At 35.5% G+C, this 23,111-nt stretch carries 24 protein-coding genes; 1 reads left to right on the top strand and 23 read right to left on the bottom strand.

Features of this window, described 5'->3' with window-relative positions:
- Positions 1–60 precede the first annotated feature (60 nt).
- The 23 genes from divIC to metG form a co-directional block, all read right to left on the bottom strand.
- On the bottom strand, positions 61–420 hold the full coding sequence (divIC, locus tag CO726_RS26730) for a cell division protein DivIC (protein ID WP_001208736.1): 360 nt from the start codon (positions 418–420) through the stop codon (positions 61–63).
- Positions 417–1,070 (bottom strand): spore cortex biosynthesis protein YabQ, encoded by a 654-nt coding sequence (yabQ, locus tag CO726_RS26725; RefSeq protein WP_098759602.1) that lies wholly within the window; start codon positions 1,068–1,070, stop codon positions 417–419. Before yabQ ends, divIC begins: the two co-directional genes overlap by 4 nt.
- A complete protein-coding gene (gene yabP, locus CO726_RS26720) occupies positions 1,067–1,354 on the bottom strand; it encodes a sporulation protein YabP (RefSeq protein WP_003186823.1) in 288 nt (95 codons plus the stop codon). Before yabP ends, yabQ begins: the two co-directional genes overlap by 4 nt.
- 79 nt (positions 1,355–1,433) lie before the next feature.
- The gene (locus CO726_RS26715) at positions 1,434–1,709 is read right to left on the bottom strand and encodes an RNA-binding S4 domain-containing protein (RefSeq protein ID WP_001234876.1); all 276 of its coding nucleotides are present in this window, start codon (positions 1,707–1,709) and stop codon (positions 1,434–1,436) included.
- Positions 1,710–1,723: 14 nt separating this feature from the next.
- Complete coding sequence (yabN, locus tag CO726_RS26710) at positions 1,724–3,184, bottom strand: bifunctional methyltransferase/pyrophosphohydrolase YabN (protein ID WP_099686261.1); 1,461 nt, start codon at positions 3,182–3,184, stop codon at positions 1,724–1,726.
- Between the two features lie 12 nt (positions 3,185–3,196).
- Positions 3,197–4,798 carry a putative polysaccharide biosynthesis protein gene (locus CO726_RS26705; RefSeq protein ID WP_099686260.1) on the bottom strand — a complete coding sequence of 534 codons (1,602 nt, stop codon included), beginning with the start codon at positions 4,796–4,798 and terminating at the stop codon, positions 3,197–3,199.
- Positions 4,799–5,028: 230 nt separating this feature from the next.
- On the bottom strand, positions 5,029–5,565 hold the full coding sequence (gene spoVT, locus CO726_RS26700; protein WP_098759598.1) for a stage V sporulation protein T: 537 nt from the start codon (positions 5,563–5,565) through the stop codon (positions 5,029–5,031).
- A gap of 136 nt (positions 5,566–5,701) precedes the next feature.
- Positions 5,702–9,232 carry a transcription-repair coupling factor gene (gene mfd / locus CO726_RS26695; RefSeq protein ID WP_099686259.1) on the bottom strand — a complete coding sequence of 1,177 codons (3,531 nt, stop codon included), beginning with the start codon at positions 9,230–9,232 and terminating at the stop codon, positions 5,702–5,704.
- 105 nt (positions 9,233–9,337) lie between these two features.
- Entirely contained in the window at positions 9,338–9,562 is a 225-nt protein-coding gene (locus tag CO726_RS26690) for an anti-sigma-F factor Fin (protein WP_098668009.1), read from the bottom strand.
- Between the two features lie 70 nt (positions 9,563–9,632).
- On the bottom strand, positions 9,633–10,193 hold the full coding sequence (pth, locus tag CO726_RS26685; RefSeq protein WP_099686270.1) for an aminoacyl-tRNA hydrolase: 561 nt from the start codon (positions 10,191–10,193) through the stop codon (positions 9,633–9,635).
- A 72-nt stretch (positions 10,194–10,265) separates the two neighbouring features.
- A complete protein-coding gene (locus CO726_RS26680) occupies positions 10,266–11,219 on the bottom strand; it encodes a ribose-phosphate diphosphokinase (RefSeq protein ID WP_000107420.1) in 954 nt (317 codons plus the stop codon).
- Positions 11,220–11,237: 18 nt separating this feature from the next.
- Positions 11,238–12,617, bottom strand: coding sequence for a bifunctional UDP-N-acetylglucosamine diphosphorylase/glucosamine-1-phosphate N-acetyltransferase GlmU (gene glmU, locus CO726_RS26675; protein WP_099686258.1), 1,380 nt, complete (start codon positions 12,615–12,617; stop codon positions 11,238–11,240).
- A gap of 317 nt (positions 12,618–12,934) precedes the next feature.
- A complete protein-coding gene (gene spoVG, locus CO726_RS26670; protein ID WP_000454042.1) occupies positions 12,935–13,228 on the bottom strand; it encodes a septation regulator SpoVG in 294 nt (97 codons plus the stop codon).
- Positions 13,229–13,380: 152 nt separating this feature from the next.
- Positions 13,381–13,755, bottom strand: a complete 375-nt coding sequence (locus CO726_RS26665; RefSeq protein WP_060629179.1) for a RidA family protein — start codon at positions 13,753–13,755, stop codon at positions 13,381–13,383.
- A 122-nt stretch (positions 13,756–13,877) separates the two neighbouring features.
- Complete coding sequence (gene purR / locus CO726_RS26655) at positions 13,878–14,726, bottom strand: pur operon repressor (protein WP_000702473.1); 849 nt, start codon at positions 14,724–14,726, stop codon at positions 13,878–13,880.
- A gap of 54 nt (positions 14,727–14,780) precedes the next feature.
- Positions 14,781–15,650 carry a 4-(cytidine 5'-diphospho)-2-C-methyl-D-erythritol kinase gene (gene ispE / locus CO726_RS26650; protein ID WP_000772094.1) on the bottom strand — a complete coding sequence of 290 codons (870 nt, stop codon included), beginning with the start codon at positions 15,648–15,650 and terminating at the stop codon, positions 14,781–14,783.
- 196 nt (positions 15,651–15,846) lie between these two features.
- Complete coding sequence (gene sspF / locus CO726_RS26645; protein ID WP_001985066.1) at positions 15,847–16,026, bottom strand: acid-soluble spore protein SspF; 180 nt, start codon at positions 16,024–16,026, stop codon at positions 15,847–15,849.
- Positions 16,027–16,117: 91 nt separating this feature from the next.
- Positions 16,118–16,378, bottom strand: coding sequence for a biofilm formation stimulator Veg (veg, locus tag CO726_RS26640; RefSeq protein WP_000044349.1), 261 nt, complete (start codon positions 16,376–16,378; stop codon positions 16,118–16,120).
- A gap of 237 nt (positions 16,379–16,615) precedes the next feature.
- Positions 16,616–17,479 carry a sporulation peptidase YabG gene (gene yabG / locus CO726_RS26635; RefSeq protein WP_099686257.1) on the bottom strand — a complete coding sequence of 288 codons (864 nt, stop codon included), beginning with the start codon at positions 17,477–17,479 and terminating at the stop codon, positions 16,616–16,618.
- Between the two features lie 110 nt (positions 17,480–17,589).
- Entirely contained in the window at positions 17,590–18,468 is an 879-nt protein-coding gene (rsmA, locus tag CO726_RS26630; RefSeq protein WP_000651555.1) for a 16S rRNA (adenine(1518)-N(6)/adenine(1519)-N(6))-dimethyltransferase RsmA, read from the bottom strand.
- Positions 18,465–19,022, bottom strand: coding sequence for a ribonuclease M5 (rnmV, locus tag CO726_RS26625; protein ID WP_099686256.1), 558 nt, complete (start codon positions 19,020–19,022; stop codon positions 18,465–18,467). Before rnmV ends, rsmA begins: the two co-directional genes overlap by 4 nt.
- 216 nt (positions 19,023–19,238) lie before the next feature.
- On the bottom strand, positions 19,239–20,006 hold the full coding sequence (locus tag CO726_RS26620) for a TatD family hydrolase (RefSeq protein WP_099686255.1): 768 nt from the start codon (positions 20,004–20,006) through the stop codon (positions 19,239–19,241).
- A gap of 166 nt (positions 20,007–20,172) precedes the next feature.
- Positions 20,173–22,155 carry a methionine--tRNA ligase gene (gene metG / locus CO726_RS26615; RefSeq protein WP_099686254.1) on the bottom strand — a complete coding sequence of 661 codons (1,983 nt, stop codon included), beginning with the start codon at positions 22,153–22,155 and terminating at the stop codon, positions 20,173–20,175.
- A 517-nt stretch (positions 22,156–22,672) separates the two neighbouring features.
- Between metG and CO726_RS26610 the strand changes: the two genes are divergently transcribed.
- A complete protein-coding gene (locus CO726_RS26610) occupies positions 22,673–22,957 on the top strand; it encodes a transition state genes transcriptional regulator AbrB (protein WP_000843036.1) in 285 nt (94 codons plus the stop codon).
- The last annotated feature ends 154 nt before the right edge of the window (positions 22,958–23,111 follow it).

Below are 23,111 nucleotides of genomic sequence, written 5' to 3'. Positions count from 1 at the left end.
AAAAGTCAAATTTTACTTTATTATATATAATCCTAAAATATAGTGTCAATAAGACATACTCTACTTAGAAACAGGAAAAATTATCTCCCCTTTTCCAGAGAAGAAATAATCCCTTCTAGCAATCTTTAATACGTACTCTTCATCATTTAACTTTTGAACTTCGTCTTTTAGACTCTTTTCTTTATTCGTTAATGAATCCAGTTCTTTTTTCATGTCCTTAACTTTTGCTTCTTTTGCTTTAATGGAACTGTTTTGTTGATAAAACGTTACACTAATACTCGCAATAATTGTAAAAGCAAAGACAAGAAAAACCGCTAAACGGCGATAAAGTCGCTTCCTGTTCTCATCCGTTTGTATTATATGCTCTTTAACAGGATTTGGACTCTGTTTTTCGATTGTTCTTTGTCTCAGTTCCCTCATTTCCGAGGTCCCCCTAACTTCTTTTTTATACGCTCCCATAATTGGAAGATATGTCCCTTCAATTTTGCTATATATTGCAGGAACCCTACATGTTTCATTATAAAAAGTTTAACACGATTAGGGAGAAGTTTCCATATGAGCGAAGCAATAAATCGAACAGGCCAGAAAAAAACTTTCCATATGAAAAGTAATATCCAAATCACTATTTTCCATAACACATGTCCAATTGAAAGCAGTATACGAAATAAGAATAATATAAATGCAATAAATAGCTGCGCTATAATAATAACAGGTTTTATCATCAGTAGCTTTATAATTTGAACAAAAAAGTGTGTTGTTTGCACAAAAATATAGATGAGAAAATTTAACAGTCTCATGTACATTGCTTTCAATAAGCTTTGATATGCCGCGAAACCACATAATAATGCCAAAAATACATATATACGTAGTTCAGCTTCATTTACAAGAAGCAATACATAAAAAACGAATAGTGCTTGGACAATCCAAAATAGTATATCATGTATAAATACAAGCCAACGTTTACGTTCCTGACGCTTTAAAAATCGTTGGTATGTATCTAAAGACGCTCCAATCCAAGCACCCATTCCGATCATTGAGAGCATCGTATACAACTGAATTGTTAGGCTCATTTAAACAACTTACTAAAGAAACCTTTAGTTTTCTCCCCTTGATTCTCATCAATATACAGCATCTCATGAACTTTTCCTTTAATTGATACAATACCTTTTTCTACATCTAAGTTTTTCATTTGCAAATTTTGACCACGAATTGTCAAAAAACCCATTACGGTCTCAAGTAAAAACTCTTCGCTATCAAAACTCTCTACCTGCTTTACACCAGTAATATCAATTACACGCCTGCCACGCATAATAATATCATGCTCTACAGAAACATTTTGTTGATTAGAAGACATAGGTGAGTAACCATTATTCACGTAAATCCCCCCATACATTTATACTAGCTAATAGTAATGTATGAAGAGATAATTGATTTTAGAACAAGCCTTCTTCAGCCTTCACTTTTTCTTCGCGAACTAAGCTATACATATTTGCTGCATCTTCTTTTTTAGTCGTTTCTTTCAATTCGTTTATTTTTACAGTTACTATTTTTTGACCAAAACGAATTGTTAATTCATCCGCTACCTTCACGTCTGAACTCGCTTTTGCTACTTGACCATTAATGGATATTCTTCCTTGATCAGCTACTTCTTTTGCTAATGTTCTTCTTTTAATTAAACGTGATACTTTTAAAAACTTATCTAGACGCATATTAAATCCCCCTATTAACGCTCTGTTTGTTTTGCCTCTTCCCATAAAACATCTAACTGCTCCAATGATAAATCTTGCATCTCTTTATTCATTTCAGCTACCTTTGCTTCCATGTATAAAAAACGACCGACGAATTTCTCATTAGTTGAACGTAACGCCTCTTCTGGATCTATTTTATAATGACGAGCTATATTAACAAATGCAAATAATAAATCGCCAAATTCACTTAACATCTTCGCCTCATCCATGTTTGTAACTTCTTGTTGGAACTCTTGCCATTCTTCTAAGGCTTTCTCTATCATCGGTTGTACATCAACCCAATCAAAACCAACCTTGCCAGCTTTTTTCTGGATTTCATAAGCGCGTAGTAACTGTGGCAAACTTTTTGGAACTCCATTTAAAACAGATTCTTTCACGAATCCTTTTTCTTGTTTTTTAATTTCTTCCCAATTAGCAAGTACTTCATCGGCATTATTTACATCCGTATTCCCGAATACATGCGGATGACGACGAACCATTTTCTCAGATAAAGTTCGAATAATATCATCTACAGAGAACCAACCTTCGTCCTCTCCAATCTGAGCGTGCAACATAACTTGTAATAATATATCACCCAGTTCTTCTACTAAGTGATCATCATCCTCTTCGTCAATAGCTTCCAAAACTTCATAAGCTTCCTCAATTAAATACTTCTTTAAAGATTGATGTGTTTGTTTTTTATCCCACGGACAACCATTCGGCCCACGAAGGTCTGCAATAATTTCTCTAAGCACATCAAACTGTTGATACAAGGACGCACGTTCCTGAACTGGTGGTACATACACACTCGTTAAATTATTCAACTCTGTTTCATGATCTAACATGTACAACGGTACCTTTTTAATTTGTTCAAATGAAGTTCCTGCAGCTGTTACGATATACACTTCATAATCATCTGGTAGCATCTCCATTAATGTTAATTTCACATCAGATGCGACGAATGCATCATACACTTGACAAAAAATTAAATGTTGACGTAATTCTAATTGTCCTCTTTCAAATGATGTAGCGTCAATTAATTGGAAGCCTTCAATCGGATCAATCTTTAGACTTGCAAACATAGGATCAAGGAAACTTTGTCCACCTTCAATTCGCACTTCAACATTCGCTACTTCTCCCTTTTCCAACAGTAGCTGAACCGTTCTTTCCGCTACAAGTGGGTGCCCTGGAACGGCATAGATGATTTCTGCGCCTTTAGCTTGTTCTAGCAATGTATTCGCAATTGTCTCATATACAATTTCAAATGTATCATGTGCTTCATATATATTGTCAAAGGCTGTATATTGTATACCTTCTTTCTCCAACTCTTCTATAACGGGATGTTCCTTCGTTCTAACAAACATGTGGTCTGCTTCTTTTATTTTTCGATATACACCCATCGTTAACTGGTCTAACTCACCAGCACCTAATCCTAAAATAGTAATGATTCCACTCACAACCTGCCACCTCTATCCACTCTTCTTCAATGAACCTTCTTTTTTCTCTTTTTTCATAACGATTCCTATTTCCGCTTTTGTAAATACACGTAATTTTAAAATTAAAAACATATATGCCAATCCGCCGATGGCTACACCTAACAATGCCTCAAGTGTCGCGATTCCTCTATGTTCTGTATCAATTACTAATCCAGACATTTGCAATACACGCATAAACATTATTAATATAAATCCCATACCGATACCACTAATCACTACACCTAACATATTACGCTTATCGATAAGCGATTCTGATACAGCTCGCGTAAGTAATACACTATTTAATACAGAAATTACAAGTAATGCAAATAAGGTTGCAACTGCAGCTCCCTTCACACCAAAATGCGGCATTAATATATAATTTAAAGCTAGCTTTAAGCAACCCCCAAATATAACGAATATTGCTGGTTTTAATGTTTGTCCTAACCCTTGCAAAATAGAAGCAGTTGTAATCGACAATGAACTAAATAAAATAGATAAAGATAAAATAGATAAAATATCTGACCCATCACTATTTTCAAACAACATAATATTCGTAGGTTGAATAATACAAGTTAATCCAATGGCCGCTGCAAATCCAATAACAAATGTTATTTTCATTGCTAATTTTACCTTTTCTCGAATAAAGGTAAGATCTCCTCTTTCCTTCGCCGCTGTAATAATTGGAATAAGCGACAACGAGAAAGAAGTTGTCACGACAGTACCTAATTGCATAAGTGGGATACTTCTGTCATAAATACCTTTTAATACCTTTGCACTTTCAGCTTGCTCTCCTGCCCCAATAAGTAAAGAATAGAAGGAAACAGAATCAGCCATTTGTATGAAAATAAGCACTAAATTACTAACACAAATCGCCAATCCTTGCCAAAACAAGATTTTAACGATCCTCTTTTTCCCTCTAATTCTCTTTACACTTTTAAAGAATATAGAACGAAAGGCATGACGCATATAAAGTACAAGTACGATAACCCCGACCAGTCCGCCTGCGATTGAGCCCAACATAGCACCTGCACCGACTGTATATAAATCAAATCCGTGAGCAATTAGGAATAGAGATAAAAATACAATAATAGAAACACGAATCGTTTGTTCTATCACCTGCGAAACAGCTGTCGGCATCATATTATTGAACCCCTGAAAATATCCTCTTGCTACAGATAAAAACGGCATCAATATGAATGAAAATGAAATAACACGTAATAGCTTATCTAAGTGTATATCGCCCATGACTGTTGCAATTACTTCGGCACCAAAGAACAATGTAAAAAAGCCTATGAAACCTATTCCTAATAAAAACCAAAAAGATATACAAATAATTTCTTCTGCTTCTTGTTGTTTCCCTCGCTCTAATCGTTCCGCAACCATTTTTGAAATTATAATGGGGAATCCATAAGTAGCTAAAATTAAACAAAATCCATAAAACGGATAAATTTGTTGGTAAATATAAAAACCAATATCACCCGCTATATTTTGATATGGAATACGGTAAAAAGCGCTTAATACCTTTGTAACAAAACTTGCGATTGTTAATATAATAGCCCCACGCCAAAAGGCTTGATACTTCTTCGATTCCATACAAGAAAACTCCTTTTTCTATTCTCACCCCTCGTATTATATCATAAAGAAAAGGACAAACTTCCTTACCTACACGAGTAATAATACGTTCGTGCAACGCTAGAAATGTTCAACGAAAAAAGGTAGCAAAGCGCTACCTTCATTCAATATACATATATCTCCAAATGATTGATTTCTCAAGAAGAAATATCATAATTAGGAAAGATTGCTACTTCTAAAATTACACACCTCTACTGCTCCATCTGTTTCGCTAAGAAACTGGCAGCAGTATTGACTGCTTTGTGCTCTATTTCGCTTATAATTGCTTCTTTTGAAAAAATAATGACAGCTCCAATTGGGTCTCCATTTGCAACAATCGGTCCAACTGTATAAGAATGAACCTTTTCTGTTACACCATCAATAATGGAAATCTCACTTTCGTCCGTCATAATAACAGACTTTCTTTCTTCCATCGTTTTTTCAATTAGATCGCCAACGCTTTTATTTAAGTATTCTTTTTTTGATACGCCTGATACTGCAATAATAGAATCTCGATCACATACAAGCACATTATGTCCTAAGCTATCATATAAAGCCTCTGCATATTCTTTTGCAAAATCACCTAGTTCGCTAATTGGAGAGTATTTCTTTAAAATTACTTCTCCATCGCGATCAACAAATATTTCTAGTGGGTCTCCTTCTCGAATACGTAAAGTTCTACGAATTTCCTTCGGGATTACTACCCTACCTAAATCATCAATTCGACGTACGATTCCAGTTGCTTTCATTCTAATGCTGCCTCACTTTCTACTGATGATCAAAGTGGTGAATTTACCTGTTCATGTAAAAATCACCAACTGTTAGACATAGTATTTTACACATTAGTTCTTCTATGCACGTCGAATTGTATTTTTTTATCTTATATTAGGCATTTATGACTTCTTTTTTTACATCTGGTAGGCCTTTTAATAAATTTTCAGCAATTGTTAACCACTTCGATGTCTCTAAACCATTTGTTTTCATAACGATTTTCAATTGTGACCCTTCCATTCCTAAACCAATCATACGTCCAAAACTATTTCCAAGCATGAATAATTTTCCGCCATCAATATTTTGACTTGCTTGTTCTGAGAACAGAATTGTTACTTCAAATTTATTTTGCTTAATTAACTCAATTTGTTCTTTCATTGCCAATACTTTAATATTTGCAATTTGTAATAAGCAACCAACTTCTTGCGGGTAATCACCAAATCTATCTATCATCTCTTCCTGCAACTCTTCAATATCCTCAATTGCAGAAACACCTCTAAATTGTTTATACATCATAATTTTTTGTTTACTATCTGAAATATAAGCATCTGGTAAATACGCGTCTACTTCTAAATCAATTTCAACATTAACTGTATTTTCAACTCCGTCTGTTCCTCTACGCTGTTCAATTGCATCTTTTAACATTTGAGAATATAGATCAAATCCGACAGAATCAATAAATCCATGTTGTTCAGCTCCTAACAAGTTACCTGCACCACGAATTGATAAGTCTCGCATCGCAATTTTGAAACCAGATCCAAGTTCTGTGAACTCTTTAATGGCTTGCAGACGCTTCTCAGCAACTTCTGATAACACTTTATCTCGTTTGTATGCAAAGTATGCATACGCAACACGATTAGAACGTCCAACACGCCCACGAAGCTGATACAACTGCGATAATCCCATACGATCTGCATCAAATACAATTAATGTATTTACATTCGGAATATCTACACCCGTCTCAATAATTGTTGTACTTACAAGAACATCATGCTGCCCTTCTAAAAACGATAGCATAACAGACTCCAATTCACTTTCGTTCATTTTTCCATGTGCATAAGTTACGCGCGCGTCTGGAACTAACATCGAAATTTCATCTGCTTTTCTTTCGATATCCTCCACACGATTATATAGGAAGTAAATTTGCCCACCTCTTGCAAGCTCTCGTTCTATCGCTTCTCGCATTAAAGCTGGATTATACTCTACTACATACGTTTGGACTGGGAAACGATTTTCTGGTGGTGTCTCAATAACAGATAAATCACGTACACCAAGCATAGACATATGGAGTGTACGCGGAATCGGTGTTGCTGTTAATGTTAATACGTCAACATTTGCTTTTAATTGTTTAATTTTTTCTTTATGCGTTACACCAAATCTTTGTTCTTCATCAATAATAAGAAGACCTAAGTCTTTATAAGTAACATCTTTAGATAAAATACGATGCGTTCCGATTACAATATCTACCGTGCCATCTTTTAAGCCTTTAATCGTTTCATTTTGTTGTTTTCTCGTACGGAATCTACTTAATAATCCTATATTGATTGGATAATCTTGAAAACGCTCTCGAATTGTTTCATAGTGTTGTTGTGCAAGGATCGTTGTCGGCACTAAAATCGCAACTTGTTTTTCATCCATAATCGCCTTAAATGCCGCACGAATAGCTACTTCCGTCTTTCCATATCCTACATCACCACAAAGAAGCCTATCCATCGGACGTCCGCGTTCCATATCTTTTTTAATCTCTTCAATAGAACGTAATTGATCCTCTGTCTCTTGATATGGGAAAGAAGATTCAAATTCTTGTTGTTCTGCCGTATCTGGTGTATATGCATAACCCTTTGAAGCTTCGCGCTCAGCATATAGTTTAATTAGGTCATCCGCAATGTCTTGTACAGATTTTTCAACTTTCGTTTTGACCTTCTTCCAATCATTTCCGCCCAATTTATAAACTTTAGGATCCTTACCCTCAGATCCTACATATTTTTGCACTTGGTCAATTTGTTCAATTGGAACGTATAACTTATCATTTCCTTGATATTTAATATTTAAATAATCTTTATGAACGCCATTAATCTCTAATGTCTCAATACCTAAGAATTTACCTATACCATGATTTACATGAACTACATAATCTCCAACTTTTAATTCCGAATAACTTTTTATACGTTCAGCATTAGATAACTTTTGCTTACGTTGTGATTTTTTAACTTTCTTATGAAAAAGCTCTTTTTCAGTAATGACAACAAGTTTTTGCATCGGCATTTCAAATCCCGCATGTAAATCACCTACAGCAATTTGTAACCTTCCGGGCAATAATATATCTGTGCCTTCTACAATATCTGCCTCGATATCATAATCACTTAAAATATGTTGTAATTTTTTTACACGTTCATCATCTGTGCCGAGCACAACAGTCGTAAAATGCCCTTCGTTCCATCTATCAATTTCAGTTTTCAACAACTGCATCTGTCCATGGAAATCTTGCATTGTTTTACATGTCACATTCACAATGTTTTGCGGATGCGTATGTGCTATATGACGTAAGAATAACGTTAAATATACAAAACTCCTTTTTTTATGATGAAGAAATTCCTCAAACGAGTGGGAGAAAGATAAATCTTGAATAATTGTTCCCTCACCAAGAAGTGATATATACCATTCTGCCTCTTCTGTTTCAAGATGTGATGCTGTTTCTTGAATACGGGAAATCTCATCTAAGATCACAACACCATCTTCTGGTAAATAATCTATCAGACTAGCAGGTTCTTTATAGAAAATAGATAAATATTTAAACATCTGTTCTATACCTTGCCCGTTTTTTAACATCTCAATTTCATGACTTACCGTCTCAAGCACTGTAGTCTTCAATTTATCATCAGACAGTTTTTGCATCGTCTTAGTCAAGCCTTCTTCAAGATGCTTAATTCCCAATTTCAATTCTTCCTGTGAAAATAAAAACTCCGTTGCTGGACCAAATCTAACACTTTCTTTTTTATCTTGAGAGCGCTGTTCATCCACATCAAATAATCGAATAGAATCGACTTCTGTGTCGAAAAATTCAATACGAAAAGGTAATTCTTCAGTTAGTGGATAAATATCTAATATTCCCCCGCGCAAACTAAATTCCCCAGGAGCTTCTACCATCGACTTACGCTCATATCCAATATGATGTAAAGTATGCAAGAATGTATCTAAATCAATCTCTTGCCCTAGACTGATTTCGATTTGTCTTTGCTTCCACAATTCTTTCATTGGTAAAAATCTGCGTAGTCCTGCAACCGGCGCTACAATAATCCCATTCTCCCCTGCAGCTAAACGATTTAATACTTCAATGCGCTGTGCCTTCAATTCTGGGCTTGCAACACCAAGTTCTGATGCTATCAATTCATTTACCGGGTATAGCCACACATCTTTTTCACCAAGTAACGCCACTAAATCTTCATGCACTTTTTGTGCTTGATATAAATTATGTGTCACAATAAGTTGTGATTTTTTTGTTTTTTTATATAAGGCCGCCATTAATAACGAACGAGAAGAGGTTGCCATGCCTGATACAAGTTGCTCTTTTAAACCATCTTCTAATCCATTAATAACCGATTGGATCTCTTCATTTTTATAAAATTGCTCTAATAAACCTATCATTTTCAAAACCCCTCTCAACATAAAGAGCAAGCCACTATATTTTATGCAAATATTTTGGAAAAAGAAAACAGAAAAATGCTTTGGACATGCCAAAGCGACAACATTTTATTGCAGAAATTTTTCATATTCATAATACTCAGGATAAGATGCAAGCGTTTCTTGACACAATTCACAAATCGTTTGTATATATATATTTCCATTCTCATGAAAATGAATCATCTCTACTACTTCTTGCTCTGTTAGTTGAAATAAAACGTCGCTATATACTTTTTCTGCAGTAACGGAGCCTACATTACTCCCGCAATGTCTGCAATAATAATACCCTTCCATACTAGCCTCCTAAAAATCCAATTACTACTAGTATGGGTAAAAATAAAACAAAATATTCCCAATCATACCCTTAACTATTAAAAGTATTCATGATTTGAAGAAAAGGTTTGTTTAACCATTCTTCACATGCATCCGCTGCTTTTTCAATGGAATGATTGACATCAGGGATTTCTTCCAATGTAAAACGTCCTAATACGTAATCCACTACCTTCATTCCATTTTTCGGACGATCAATTCCCATGCGGATACGTTGAAACTCTTGTGTTCCTAAATGTGAAATTGTTGATTTCACACCATTATGTCCACCAGCACTACCTTTCATACGAAGGCGTAATTTACCTACAGGGATGTCTAAATCATCGTACAGAACAACGAAGTCCTCTACATCAATTTTATAGTAATCCATGAGTGGACGAATACTTTCCCCAGATAAATTCATATATGTAAGTGGCTTTAATAAGATTACTTTTTCTCCATTAACAAATCCTGCACCAAATACTCCTTTAAATTTTTGTTCGTTTAAAGAAATGTTCCAACGCTTTGCAAGTTCATCAATCGCCATAAACCCAATATTATGCCTTGTTAATTCATATTCTCTACCCGGGTTCCCAAGTCCTACTATCAATTTCATTCTTGTACCACTACTTTCTTTTTTCGATACGAAAAGACGTAACCAATCTTGGTTACGTCTCATTCTATCCAATTAATTGAATAATACACTTACAGATTCTTCTTCGTATACACGAATGATTGCTTCTCCGATTAGTGGAGCAACTGAAAGTTCATGTACCTTGTCAATTTTCTTCTCTTCTGGTAATACGATAGAGTTCGTTACAACTAACTCTTTAATATTTGAGTTTTGGATACGCTCAATTGCTGGACCAGATAATACTGGGTGTGTACAGCAAGCATATACTTCAGAAGCACCGTTCTCAACAAGAGCGTTCGCTGCTAATGTAATTGTACCAGCTGTATCAATGATGTCATCAATTAAAATTGCTGTTTTACCTTCAATATTACCGATAATGTTCATTACCTCTGATACGTTCGGACGAGGACGACGCTTATCAATAATAGCGATTGGCGCTTTTAGGCGATCTGCCATTTTTCTAGCACGAGTTACCCCACCATGGTCAGGTGACACGATTACGATATCTTTAAGACCTTTTGTTTCAAAGTAATCTGAAAGAATCGGTACACCCATTAAGTGGTCGATTGGGATATCAAAGAACCCTTGAATTTGTGGAGCATGTAAATCTAGAGTGATTACACGAGTTGCACCTGCTGTTTCAAGCAAGTTTGCTACAAGTTTCGATGTAATTGGTTCACGAGAACGCGCTTTACGGTCTTGACGCGCATAACCATAGTAAGGAATAACAATATTAATTGTTTTTGCAGATGCACGCTTTAATGCATCGATCATAATAAGTAATTCCATGATATGTTCGTTTACTGGGAAGCTTGTAGATTGAATAATGAATACATCGCAACCACGGATACTTTCTTCAATGTTAATTTGAACTTCTCCATCACTAAAACGATCAACAGAACATTTTCCTAGCCCTACTCCAATGTGCTTTGCAATTTGCTCAGCAAGTTCCTTATTAGAGTTTAAAGAGAATACTTTCAAATTAGAATTTAGATATTGAGTCGACATCTAGATTAACCCTCCACATTATGATTTTTTCTTATTCAGCAATTGATCAACATAGTCTTCTTTGTTAACTTGACGTGCACGTGCTACAGATAATGCTTTTGATGGAACATTCTCTGTAATTGTAGAGCCTGCTGCCACATAAGCACCATCTTCAACTGTTACAGGAGCAACAAGATTTGAATTACATCCAATAAATACCCCGTTACCAATCACAGTTTTGAATTTATTCTTACCGTCATAGTTCACCGTAATTGAACCACAACCAAGATTCACGTCTTCTCCAACTTGTGCATCCCCGATATAACTTAAGTGTGAAGCTTTACTTCTATTACCAAAAACAGTTTTTTTGATTTCCACGAAGTTTCCAACGCGTACTTCATCTCCAATAACTGAATCTGGGCGAATATGTGCAAATGGACCAACCGATACTTCTGTACCAAGCTTACTATCATGTACAGTAGATTGACGAATTGTCGTACGATCTCCAATTTCACTATCGCGAATTACTGTATGCGGTCCAATTTCACAATCAGAACCAATTACAGTATTCCCCTCAATAATTGTTCCTGGATGAAGAACTGTATCACTACCGATAATTGCATCAGCAGAAATATACGTGTTACTTGGATCAATAATTGTAACACCATTTACCATGTTCTTTCGGTTGATACGGTTTTTCATAATAATTTCCGCTTGCGATAGAGCGACTCTGTCGTTAACACCTAACGTTTCATCGAAGTGCTCTGTTTGATAAGCTGATACGATATGACCTTCATTTTTTAAAATCTCAATAACATCTGGCAGGTAATATTCACCTTGTACGTTATCATTTGAAACTTTAGAAAGCGAAGCGAATAAAGCTTTATTATCAAAACAATACGTACCTGTATTGATTTCTTTAATAGCTAATTCTTTCTCATTTGCATCCTTATGCTCAACGATCTTCTCAACATGACCATTCTCATTACGAACGATACGACCATATCCAGCAGGTTCTTCTATGTAAGCTGTTAGCACCGTTGCCTTTGCCCCTGCTTCTTTATGTTGCTGAAGCAATGCTTCCATCGTTTCAGCAGTTATTAGCGGTGTATCACCACAAATAACTAAAGTTGTTCCTTCTTCATTTGCAAGTACACTTGCAGCTTGATCTACAGCATGCGCTGTACCAAGTTGTTCTGCTTGTAATGCAAACTCACTTACGTTTCCTAGCTGCTCTTGTACCATTTCAGCACCATGTCCTACGACTGTTACAAGTTTCTGCAATCCTAATTGAGTTACTTGATCGACAACATGTTGTACCATAGGTTTTCCACATACAGGATGAAGCACTTTGTATAGCTTAGACTTCATACGTGTGCCTTTACCTGCAGCTAGAATCACTGCAAATCTGTTTGACATATAGACCCTCCATCGCAACCTATTTATCCATTAACGATATTATCCTAAATCATCATATATTTCAAGAAACACATTTTAACTATTAAATTTTACCATAATTCTTATAAGATGTTTTACTCTTTAGTATCTTTTTTAAGAAATAAGCTATACTATTTAAAATGATTTTGAAAAAATTAGAAGTCCCCCTCTTTATTTTATTTAATTCCGAATTTTCATAATGGTGTATATAACCACAAAAAACAAACCCCTGTAAATGCTTACAGGAGTTTGTTACAAAATTATAGGGCTTTCTTTAAAAATCCCTTTTCATTCGAATTTTACGAAGCACCCGCTTCTTCAAACTCAACCTCTTCTAACTCGCCTAAACGATGATACTCTGTTAAAACCGCATCTTGAATTTTAGAGCGTGTATTAGAATTAATTGGATGTGCAATGTCACGGAATTCTCCATCTGGAGTACGTTTACTTGGCATTGCTACAAATAATCCATTATTACCATCAATTACACGAATATCATGAACAACAAATTCATGGTCTAGAGTAATAGAGGCGATTGCTCTCATGCGGCCTTCTGTGTTTACGCGGCGTAATCTTACGTCAGTCACTTCCATCTTGTGTTCACCACCCTTTTCTAAATAAGCGATATATTTGTATAAATTCCACAAAATTTCTATTTTCCCTTTAATTTTTTAAAAATTTTTAAGATAAAAATTTTTAATGTAATTGAATATAGAGATTAGTAGAGGTTATCGCTTACAAAGAATTACTTAACTAGGGCAATTACTTCGATTTCAACTGAAACATCTTTCGGTAATTTTGCTACTTGTACACAAGAACGAGCTGGCTTATGAGTAGAGAAATAAGAGCCGTATACTTCATTAACAGCATTAAAATCATCCATATCTTTTAAGAATACTGTTGTTTTTACTACTGTATCAAATGAAGCACCCGCTTCTTCTAATACCGCTTGTAAATTTTGAAATACTTGCTCTGTTTGTACTGTCACATCTCCTGCTACAAGCTCGCCACTTGCAGTTAACGGAATTTGTCCTGAACTGTAAAACATATTATTTACAATAATCCCTTGTGAATATGGTCCAATAGCTTGTGGTGCATTGTTTGTTTGAACAACTTTCATATTTTTCACCCTTTTATTATTTATTTTTACTCTTTAAAAATAGTGCACGAAAAGCAGTTTGTCCATCTATTTTATAATCTATAAATAGAATAAAAAAAGATAAAGCTATCTGCTTTACCTTTTTACTCAGCCTCTACAAGCCCTTCATCAAATGGTGCCAGTGAATAATTTCCCTTTTCCACTTGAATTGCTTTTTCTTTCACATCAACTTCTGAAAGACGAATTAATGATACAAAATTATTAATTAATCTTTCTTCAATATCCGTGGATTCTACTAATACACCAATACCAACAACATTAGCCTTAAACTCTTCTAACATACTCATCATACCTTGAATTGTGCCGCCAGCTTTCATGAAGTCATCAATAATTAAAACATTTGATCCTTCTGGAAGGCTACGCTTTGCTAATGTCATTGTTTGAATTCGCTTAGAAGAACCTGATACATAGTTAATACTAACAGTTGGTCCTTCTGTTACCTTATTATCTTTCCTTGCAATTACTACCGGTACATCTAAGTAATTTGCCACTGCATAAGCAAGTGGAATTCCCTTTGTTGCCACCGTCATAACCGCATCAATTGGTTGCCTAGCAAAAACAGAAGCAAACAAACGACCTGCGCCATTAATATGGCGAGGATTACTTAAAAGATCTGTCATATATAAGTAACCGCCAGGCAAAATACGATCTGGATTTTCAAATAAGCTACAAAGCTCACCAATAATTAGATCTGCCTCTTCCTCACTTATATATGGTATATATTTCACTCCTCCTGCTGCTCCTGGTATCGTTTGCAATGTGCCGACCCCTTGTTGTTCAAACGTTTGCTTAATAATAACTAAATCTTCACTAATGGAAGACTTAGCCGATTGATACCTTTCAGCAAAAAAAGTGAGAGAAACTAGCTGACGAGGGTTTTGTAACAAGTAATAAGTCATATCGACTAATCTTGTACTTCGTCTAATTTTCATACTCTCACCTCAAATCACGAATATTCTAAACAAATCATAACGTATTATACGTCTTTATTCAAGCGTTTCTCGCTCTCCCAATAAACGTACTGCGTATACTTGTTCACAAAATCCTTTTAATCCGTTATATATACGATGCATTCGCGAATCATGGTGCACAAGACCAAATACAGTTGGGCCACTTCCACTCATTAATACAGCATCTGCACCAAATCGCTTCATCTGTGCCTTAATACGTGCAACTTCAGGGTGCATCGCAAACGTTACATCCTCTAAAACGTTACCAACAGTATCACAAATACCTTTGTAGTCCCCAGCATTTATGACATCAACCATTTTATCTACATTTGGATGTGTAACTCGATTTAATTTTAAATTGCCATACACATCAGCAGTAGATACACCAATATGGGGTTTTGCTAAAATAACCCAACAAGAAGGCGGAGTTTTTATGTGCTCAATTTGCTCTCCTCTTCCAGTGGCAATTGCTGTCCCACCATATACGCAAAACGATACATCTGACCCAATTTCTGCGCCAAGCTCTGCTAACTGATCAATTGTAAGCCCTAAATTCCATAATTTATTAAGACCACGTAATGTTGCTGCTGCATCACTACTTCCACCTGCTAATCCAGCTGCTACTGGAATCGTTTTTTCAATAGTAATAGATACGCCTTTTTTTACATTAAACTTCTCTTTTAATAATTTCGCCGCTTGATAAGCTAAATTTCTTTGGTCGTCTGGGACATACCGATTATGGGATAAAATTTCAATACGGTCTTCTGCTAATTCCATTAGTTCTAAACGATCCGCTAAATCAATTGTTGTCATAATCATTTTCACTTCATGATATCCGTCTTGTCTTTTTCCCAGTACATCTAACGACAGATTAATCTTTGCTGGTGCTTTCACTAGTAGCTTCAATCTATTCACCCACTCTATGTACTCAATCTTTTATCGTTTATTTTACCATAAATTTATAGTAAGACGATGACACTTCCCTAATTATAACGAAAAGCATTCAGAATGAAACTACTTATGTAAAATGATGGCACCTTTTATAGTACAAAAAGCCGAGGAGTCACTCCTCGGCTACCGTAGCATAGAAAGTATCTTACAACTACTGGTTTTGTTTCATTAATTGCTGTTCTGCAATTTCTATAGCACGTTTCACCATGTTACCAGCATCTTTCGCACGAATTCCGCCCCAGCCTTCTTTCTGAACAACATCATAAAAGCCTAGCTCTTTTGCAAGCTCTTCTTTAAATTGATTTGACATGACACCTCTTCGTCTACTCAATGCAGAGTCCCTCCTTATTTTGCTACGGTATAGTTAGTATGCAAAATAATATAGCTTTTCATTTGTGGGAATATATGTAACGATACATGAATTATAAAATCACTTCATTATGAGGTTCACCATAAAATGTTAACTCTACTGTCTCTGTTAAAACATCCGCATAGCTATACGATACACGTTGCAACGCATCTTCTTGCTGATCCAGTTGTACAACAAAAACAGAACGGTATGTTTCTGCAAGTACACCTGATTGTTCTACAGTTTTTCTTCTCCCACTGTTTGCCTTTAACATCAGTCTCTGTCCAAGATGGTGATCTAACTCGCTTTTAATTTCATCTAAACGTTTTGACATATACTTCGTTACACCTCGCTGTAATTTAGATTGAACACTTAAAACACGATATATCTATCCCAATTATTAACCGCAACTCACAGACAATATCATTATAAAAGCATCATGCGTTCAAATAGATAGAAGAAATACTATATTGTAAAAGTATCATTATGTAGTCTGTGCGTTCTTGCCTCTTTTTATCCAAGCTGATTTAAATCCTTTCCATACAAAAAGCAAGATACATATGTACCTTGCTCATTCTTCATAATATTGAAAGGGTAATCCAGTTCGTAAAATCCCCCTCGTCTCAATCCCGCCAAGTCCCTTTTCGCCAGTAATCGTATTACGTACAACATCCCATACATTGACTCTCTCCATAAATGACGTAAAACTAATTTTACCAACCACATATACAGGATCTAGTGCGTGAATATTAATTCTGGATGGTGAACTAGCAAAATTAGCGCCCGCTCGAATCAATGCTTCAAAGTGTGATTGGCATGCCCCAGCAAAAATAACGAGTTGATCCAATGATGGATATTTTTTTCGCACTTCTCGAACAGCCTGTACAAAATGCCTTGAATGCCTATAAGCTGCTAAATCTCCCTTTACCCCTTTTGATTTTGTATACGCATCGTGCCCCGTAATAACTAAAATGTCCGGGCGGAAATGATCTATTAAATCTACTACCTTTTCATGCATCTCTGTTTCTTTACAATGAATACCCTGTACAGGAACACCAATTTTATTATATAAGTCTAGGCACTTACGTAAATATAATGGGTCTCCATCTATATGCAATACACGTCCGGGCATTTGAAAATAATTTACTTCACTTGTGTATCCACCAGTTGAAGTATGTTCATGCCTTTGTTTCATTAATACATAATCTTGTTGAAACAAACGATACGTACGCTCCATTGTTTCTTTCTCACGCTTCGCTCTTTTTTTATGTTCTCGTTGATCTATACTAACTAAATCTTCAAGCGGCGCATCCGCCACCAATCTAATTTCCTCTCCAAACAATATAGCTATCTCGCCTTTTATCTCTATAATACGAAAAAGTATATCCCTCTTATAAGAATGTCGTTCCACTAATTCTCCAACATGTAAAGCCATTCTCCTACCTCCAAACTCATTAGGCAATCTTACCTGTTTTTAAAGTATGAATTTAGGAGGGGAAAGGTGACAAAAGGAACAGTTCAAGTTGAACTGTTCCTTTTGTACCCTTATGACAATTTATGAAGAACTAATGCATTACTTAATGTTGCAAACTCCTCAATAGATAGCGTTTCGCCTCTTCGTTTTGGATCAATTCCTACTTCTGTTAAAATTCGATCTAACAGCTCTTTATCTTTCGGGAAACCATTTAAATTATTTGATAAATTATTCATTAACGTTTTACGACGCTGTGCAAAACTCGCTCGTACTACTTCAAAGAAGAAGGTCTCATCTGTTACTTCTACAACTGGTTTCGGGCGTTTTAAGAGACGGATAATTGCAGAATCAACATTTGGTTGTGGTACAAACACCGTACGTGGTACAGTCATAACTGTTTCTACCTCTGTATAATACTGAATAGCAATTGATAAAGAACCATACTCTTTCGTTCCAGGTTTAGCAGCTAAACGATCTCCAACTTCTTTTTGCATCATAACAACAAATCCACGAACCGGTAATTTCTCTTCCAGCAATTTAAATAAAATTGGCGTTGTAATATAGTAGGGTAAGTTAGCTACTACCATTACATCTTGCCCTTCCTCAAATTGCTCACTAAACACCTCATGCACATCTGCCTTTAATACATCTTTATTTATAACTGTAACGTTGCTATATGGAGCTAACGTCTCATCTAAAATCGGTAATAATCTCTGATCAATTTCAAAAGCAACTACTTTTTTAGCACGCTTCGCTAATTGTTCTGTTAACGCACCGATACCTGGTCCAATTTCAATTGCACCACTTTCTGAACCAATTTCAGCGTGATCAACGATACGATTTAATACATTCGTATCAATTAAAAAATTTTGCCCTAAACTTTTTTTAAATGAAAATCCATACTTTTCAACAATGTCTTTCGTACGATTTGGCGTTGCGATATCCTTCATTTTCTTTCCTCCTGTATGACTTGTTTATAAGCTTCTGCAAACGATTCTTTTGAAACTTGAAACATTTGTAAACGTTTATGTAACTGTTTTGCGTTTGTATAACCAATCTTTAATAGCTTACCCATTCTTTCTCTACGACTCTTTGCCATTTCTCCGCCCACTAAACCTGCATCGACTAGATCGCTCCAACTAATTTCACTTGTGTAAGCTTCCATTTCTTCATGTATATTCTCTAAAGCACGGCGAATTGATTCATTAGAAGCATGTTCAATTCCGACGCCCTTTTTCCTTTTAGCAAGTGCTTCTTCCTTCGGTAAAAAAGCATGTTTACATCCAGGAACCTTATCAGAAATAACTTTTCGAATACGCTCTCCAGGATAATCCGGATCCGTGAAAATAATAACGCCTCGTTTTTGCAGCGCTAATTTAACTTGTTCAATAACATGATCACCGATTGCTGAACCGTTCGTTTCAATTGTATCCGCATCAACAGCACGCTTAATCGCAACTGTATCATCTTTACCTTCTACAACGATAATCTCTTTAATTTTCATGCTTGCCTCCACACTCGTTTCGTCTCTACTTAGTAAAACAAAAAAATGACGACTTTTCCATTATTATTTTCCCCATTCTTACATTTTAAAAAATAGAATGTCCAAAACTTTGTTCTCTCTCCTTATTGTAACACTTCCTCATTCGCCCTTATTTTCTCTATCACTCCTCCTATTTTTTCATAAAAATAAAAAAAGAATGGGTTCTCCCACTCCTTTTTATTCAACACCAAATAAAGCTTTTGCATTTTTCGTTGTTATTTCTGCTACTTCCTCATAAGAAATTCCTTTTAAGTTCGCAATTTCTTCTGCTACGAGTTTTACATAACTCGGTTCATTTCGTTTCCCTCGAAATGGGTGTGGCGTTAAATATGGACAATCTGTCTCTATTAACAATTTCTCTAATGGAATCTCTGCAGCAACTTCTTTCGGTTTCTTAGCATTTTTAAATGTCACTGGTCCGCCTAACGAAATTAAAAAGTTCATATCAACACATCGCTGCGCTACTTCTACACTACCGCTAAAGCAATGCATAATGCCCCCCACTTCAGCTGCATTCTCTTCTTCTAGAATATCAACAATATCTTGCGTTGCATCGCGGTTATGTATAATAATCGGCAATTTCACCTTTTTTGCTAATGCAATTTGTTTACGGAATACTTCCTTCTGTATTTCTTTTGGAGACTTATCCCAGTGATAGTCTAAGCCCATTTCTCCAAGTGCAACTACTTTAGGATGGGAAGCTAATTCTTCTAACCAAGCTAAATGTTCTTCTGTCATATCGATTGCATCAACTGGATGCCATCCAACTGCAGCGTAAATGAAATCATAGGCTTCAGCTAATTCAATCGCCTTTTTTATCGTTACTTCATCAAAACCAACAACAACTGTATAAGTAACTCCCACTTCTTTCATTCGTGCAATAACTTCTTGCAAATCTTCTTCAAATTGTTCTGCATTCAAATGTGAATGTGTATCAAACAACATAATACATAACTCCTTTTATATTGAAATCAAATTTATTCTACACAAATAAGCTCTTTAATAACTTAACGATAACAATACTACAATCTTAATGCAAAAATAGAGAGTGTAAAAAGAAAAAAGACGCTTCACACATGTTACACGTGAAACATCTCTTTTCTTGTCTTAATTACTTGATTTTTGTGCCATTTGGTAGATTTTGGTCAATCGATGCTAATGACAATACGCCATTCTCTTCACCCGCTAAAATCATACCTTGTGATAATTCACCGCGTAATTTTACAGGTTTTAAGTTTGTTACACAAATAACCTTTTTACCTTTTAAGTCTTCTGGCGAATAAAATTTTGCAATTCCAGAAACAACTTGACGCTTTTCTGTGCCTAAGTCTAGTTGGATTTTTAACAACTTATCTGCTTTTTTCACAGGTTCAGCAGATAGTACTTCAGCTACGCGCAATTCTACTTTAAAGAAATCATCAATTGTAATTTCTTCTGCCTTCGGTTCTTCTTCTTTTTTCTCTTCTACTTTAGGAGCAGAGCTTTTCATTTGTTCTTTAATGTACTCTACTTCCACTTCCATTTCTAAACGAGGGAAAATTGGGTTTCCTTTTTCTACTTTTGTTCCAGCTGGAATGCAGCCAATTGTAGATAGACTTTCCCAAGATTTATGAGCTTCATCAGTAAGGCCAAGCTGAGCAAACATCTTGCTTGGTGCTACTGTTAAGAATGGCATAAGCATAATACCTGTTTGACGAAGTACTTCTGCTAAATGAGCCATTACAGAAGCTAACTTTTCACGATCATTCTCATCTTTCGCTAATACCCATGGTTGTGTTTCATCAATATATTTATTCGTACGGCTAACCAATTGCCAAATTGAACTTAGCGCTACAGAGAATTCCATATTCTCCATTGCCTCTTCTACTTTTTTCAATGTATCTTTTGCAAACGCTACTAACGTTTCATCAAATTCCGTTACATTTGCTTTAAATGCAGGGATTTCTCCGTTAAAGTACTTATCAATCATAGCTACTGTACGATTTAATAAGTTACCTAAGTCATTTGCTAAGTCGAAATTAATACGCTCCACAAATCCTTCTGGTGTGAATACGCCATCAGATCCGAATGGAACTTCGCGAAGTAAGTAATAACGTAATGCATCTAATCCGTAACGATCGATTAATGTAACTGGATCTACTACGTTTCCTTTTGACTTACTCATCTTTCCATCCTTCATTAAAATCCAACCATGAGCAAAGACTTTTTTCGGAAGAGGTAAATCTAATGCCATTAAAATGATTGGCCAATAAATTGTATGGAAACGAACAATTTCTTTTCCAACTAAATGCACATCTGCCGGCCAGAACTTCTTATACATCTCTTCATTTTCTGTTCCATAACCTAATGCTGTAATGTAGTTAGATAATGCGTCAACCCATACGTAAATAACGTGTTTCGGGTTACCTGGAACACGAACTCCCCAGTCAAATGAAGTACGAGAAACTGCTAAATCTTCTAAGCCTGGTTTAATGAAGTTATTAATCATTTCATTCTTACGAGACTCTGGCTGAATGAAATGCGGATTATCTTCATAGAACTTTAATAGTCTGTCGACGTATTTACCCATTCTAAAGAAATACGATTCTTCACGAACAAGTTCTACATCATGACCACTATCTGGGCTTTTTCCTCCAACTATTTTGTCACCTTCCATAATTGGATCTACTAATTGATGCTCTGTATAGAATGTCTCATCTTGTACAGAATACCAACCTTCATATTCATCAAGATAAATATCACCTTGATCTACTAGTTGCTTGAAGATTTTCTCAACAACATCTTTATGACGATCTTCCGTTGTACGAATAAAATCATCATAAGAGATATCCATCTTCTCCCAAAGTTCTTTAATTCCTGCAACGATGTTATCCACATATGCTTGTGGTGTAACGTTTAATTCTTCTGCTTTCTTTTGGATCTTCTGTCCATGCTCATCAGTTCCTGTTAAATAATGAACATTATATCCTTGCATACGCTTATATCGTGCCATCGCATCTCCTGCTACTGTTGTATAAGCATGTCCAATGTGTAATTTTCCACTTGGATAATAAATTGGGGTAGTAATATAAAAGGATTTGTTTTCCTCTGTCATTGTTTTGGACCTCCCGGATAACCTCATATGTATTTATAAATAGTATATCAAAAACTTATATATAAAGTGAAACTTTAATCTGTGGGGGGTGTCCATCCTCCACTGATTATTAGCCCACACCAATCGGGCTTTTACGAGCAACCCGACTTCCACTTAACTTCTTTACTCCAATCGCATGTTGAATTTGGAATCTTACCGCTCGTTAACGTGGGATAGAAACGAGCTAATGCCTGGTATCTTCATCATCTATTACTCATATTTCAAGAAAATATACAATCCTCGCTTACAATTCATAATTTTTCAAGAAAATAAAGTGAAATAATAGTAGAAATTACTCACATTCTATTATATATAAGAAGTAAGAAATCTATAAATCTTTTTAAAAAATATAGAATTAAAGAATTGACGGAAATGTAAATGATTGGTATCATATGTCCATAGGGTATTTTGTCGAAAAATGACGAATCTAAAAATAGACTCGAAACTTATAAACTATTTCTTTAGGAGGAAAAGAATTATGAAATCTACTGGTATCGTTCGTAAAGTTGATGAATTAGGTCGTGTAGTAATTCCAATCGAATTACGCCGTACTTTAGGTATTGCAGAAAAGGATGCTCTTGAAATCTACGTTGATGACGAGAAAATCATCTTAAAAAAATATAAGCCAAACATGACTTGCCAAGTAACTGGTGAAGTATCTGATGGTAACCTATCTTTAGCTGAAGGTAAAATCATCTTAAGCAAAGAAGGCGCTGAGCAAATCTTAAACGAGCTTCAAGATTATATCGAAACAGCAAAATAAGCTTCTCAATTATGAGAAGCTTATTTTCACGTTGTTGAAAAAAGATTTTGTCAATGAAAATGTCACCTAAAAGGTGACATTTTCACTTTCTATTTCATCTGTAATTTGGTAAGTTAAATATAGGCCAACTTTCTTTAGCGAGAGAAGTTTGGTC

It is taken from the genome of Bacillus fungorum (genome assembly GCF_002746455.1).
In the GTDB taxonomy this organism is placed as follows: Bacteria; Bacillota; Bacilli; order Bacillales; family Bacillaceae_G; genus Bacillus_A; species Bacillus_A fungorum.
Note: the sequence above shows the minus strand (reverse complement) of the source record. Positions and strands in the feature narration are given on the sequence as shown.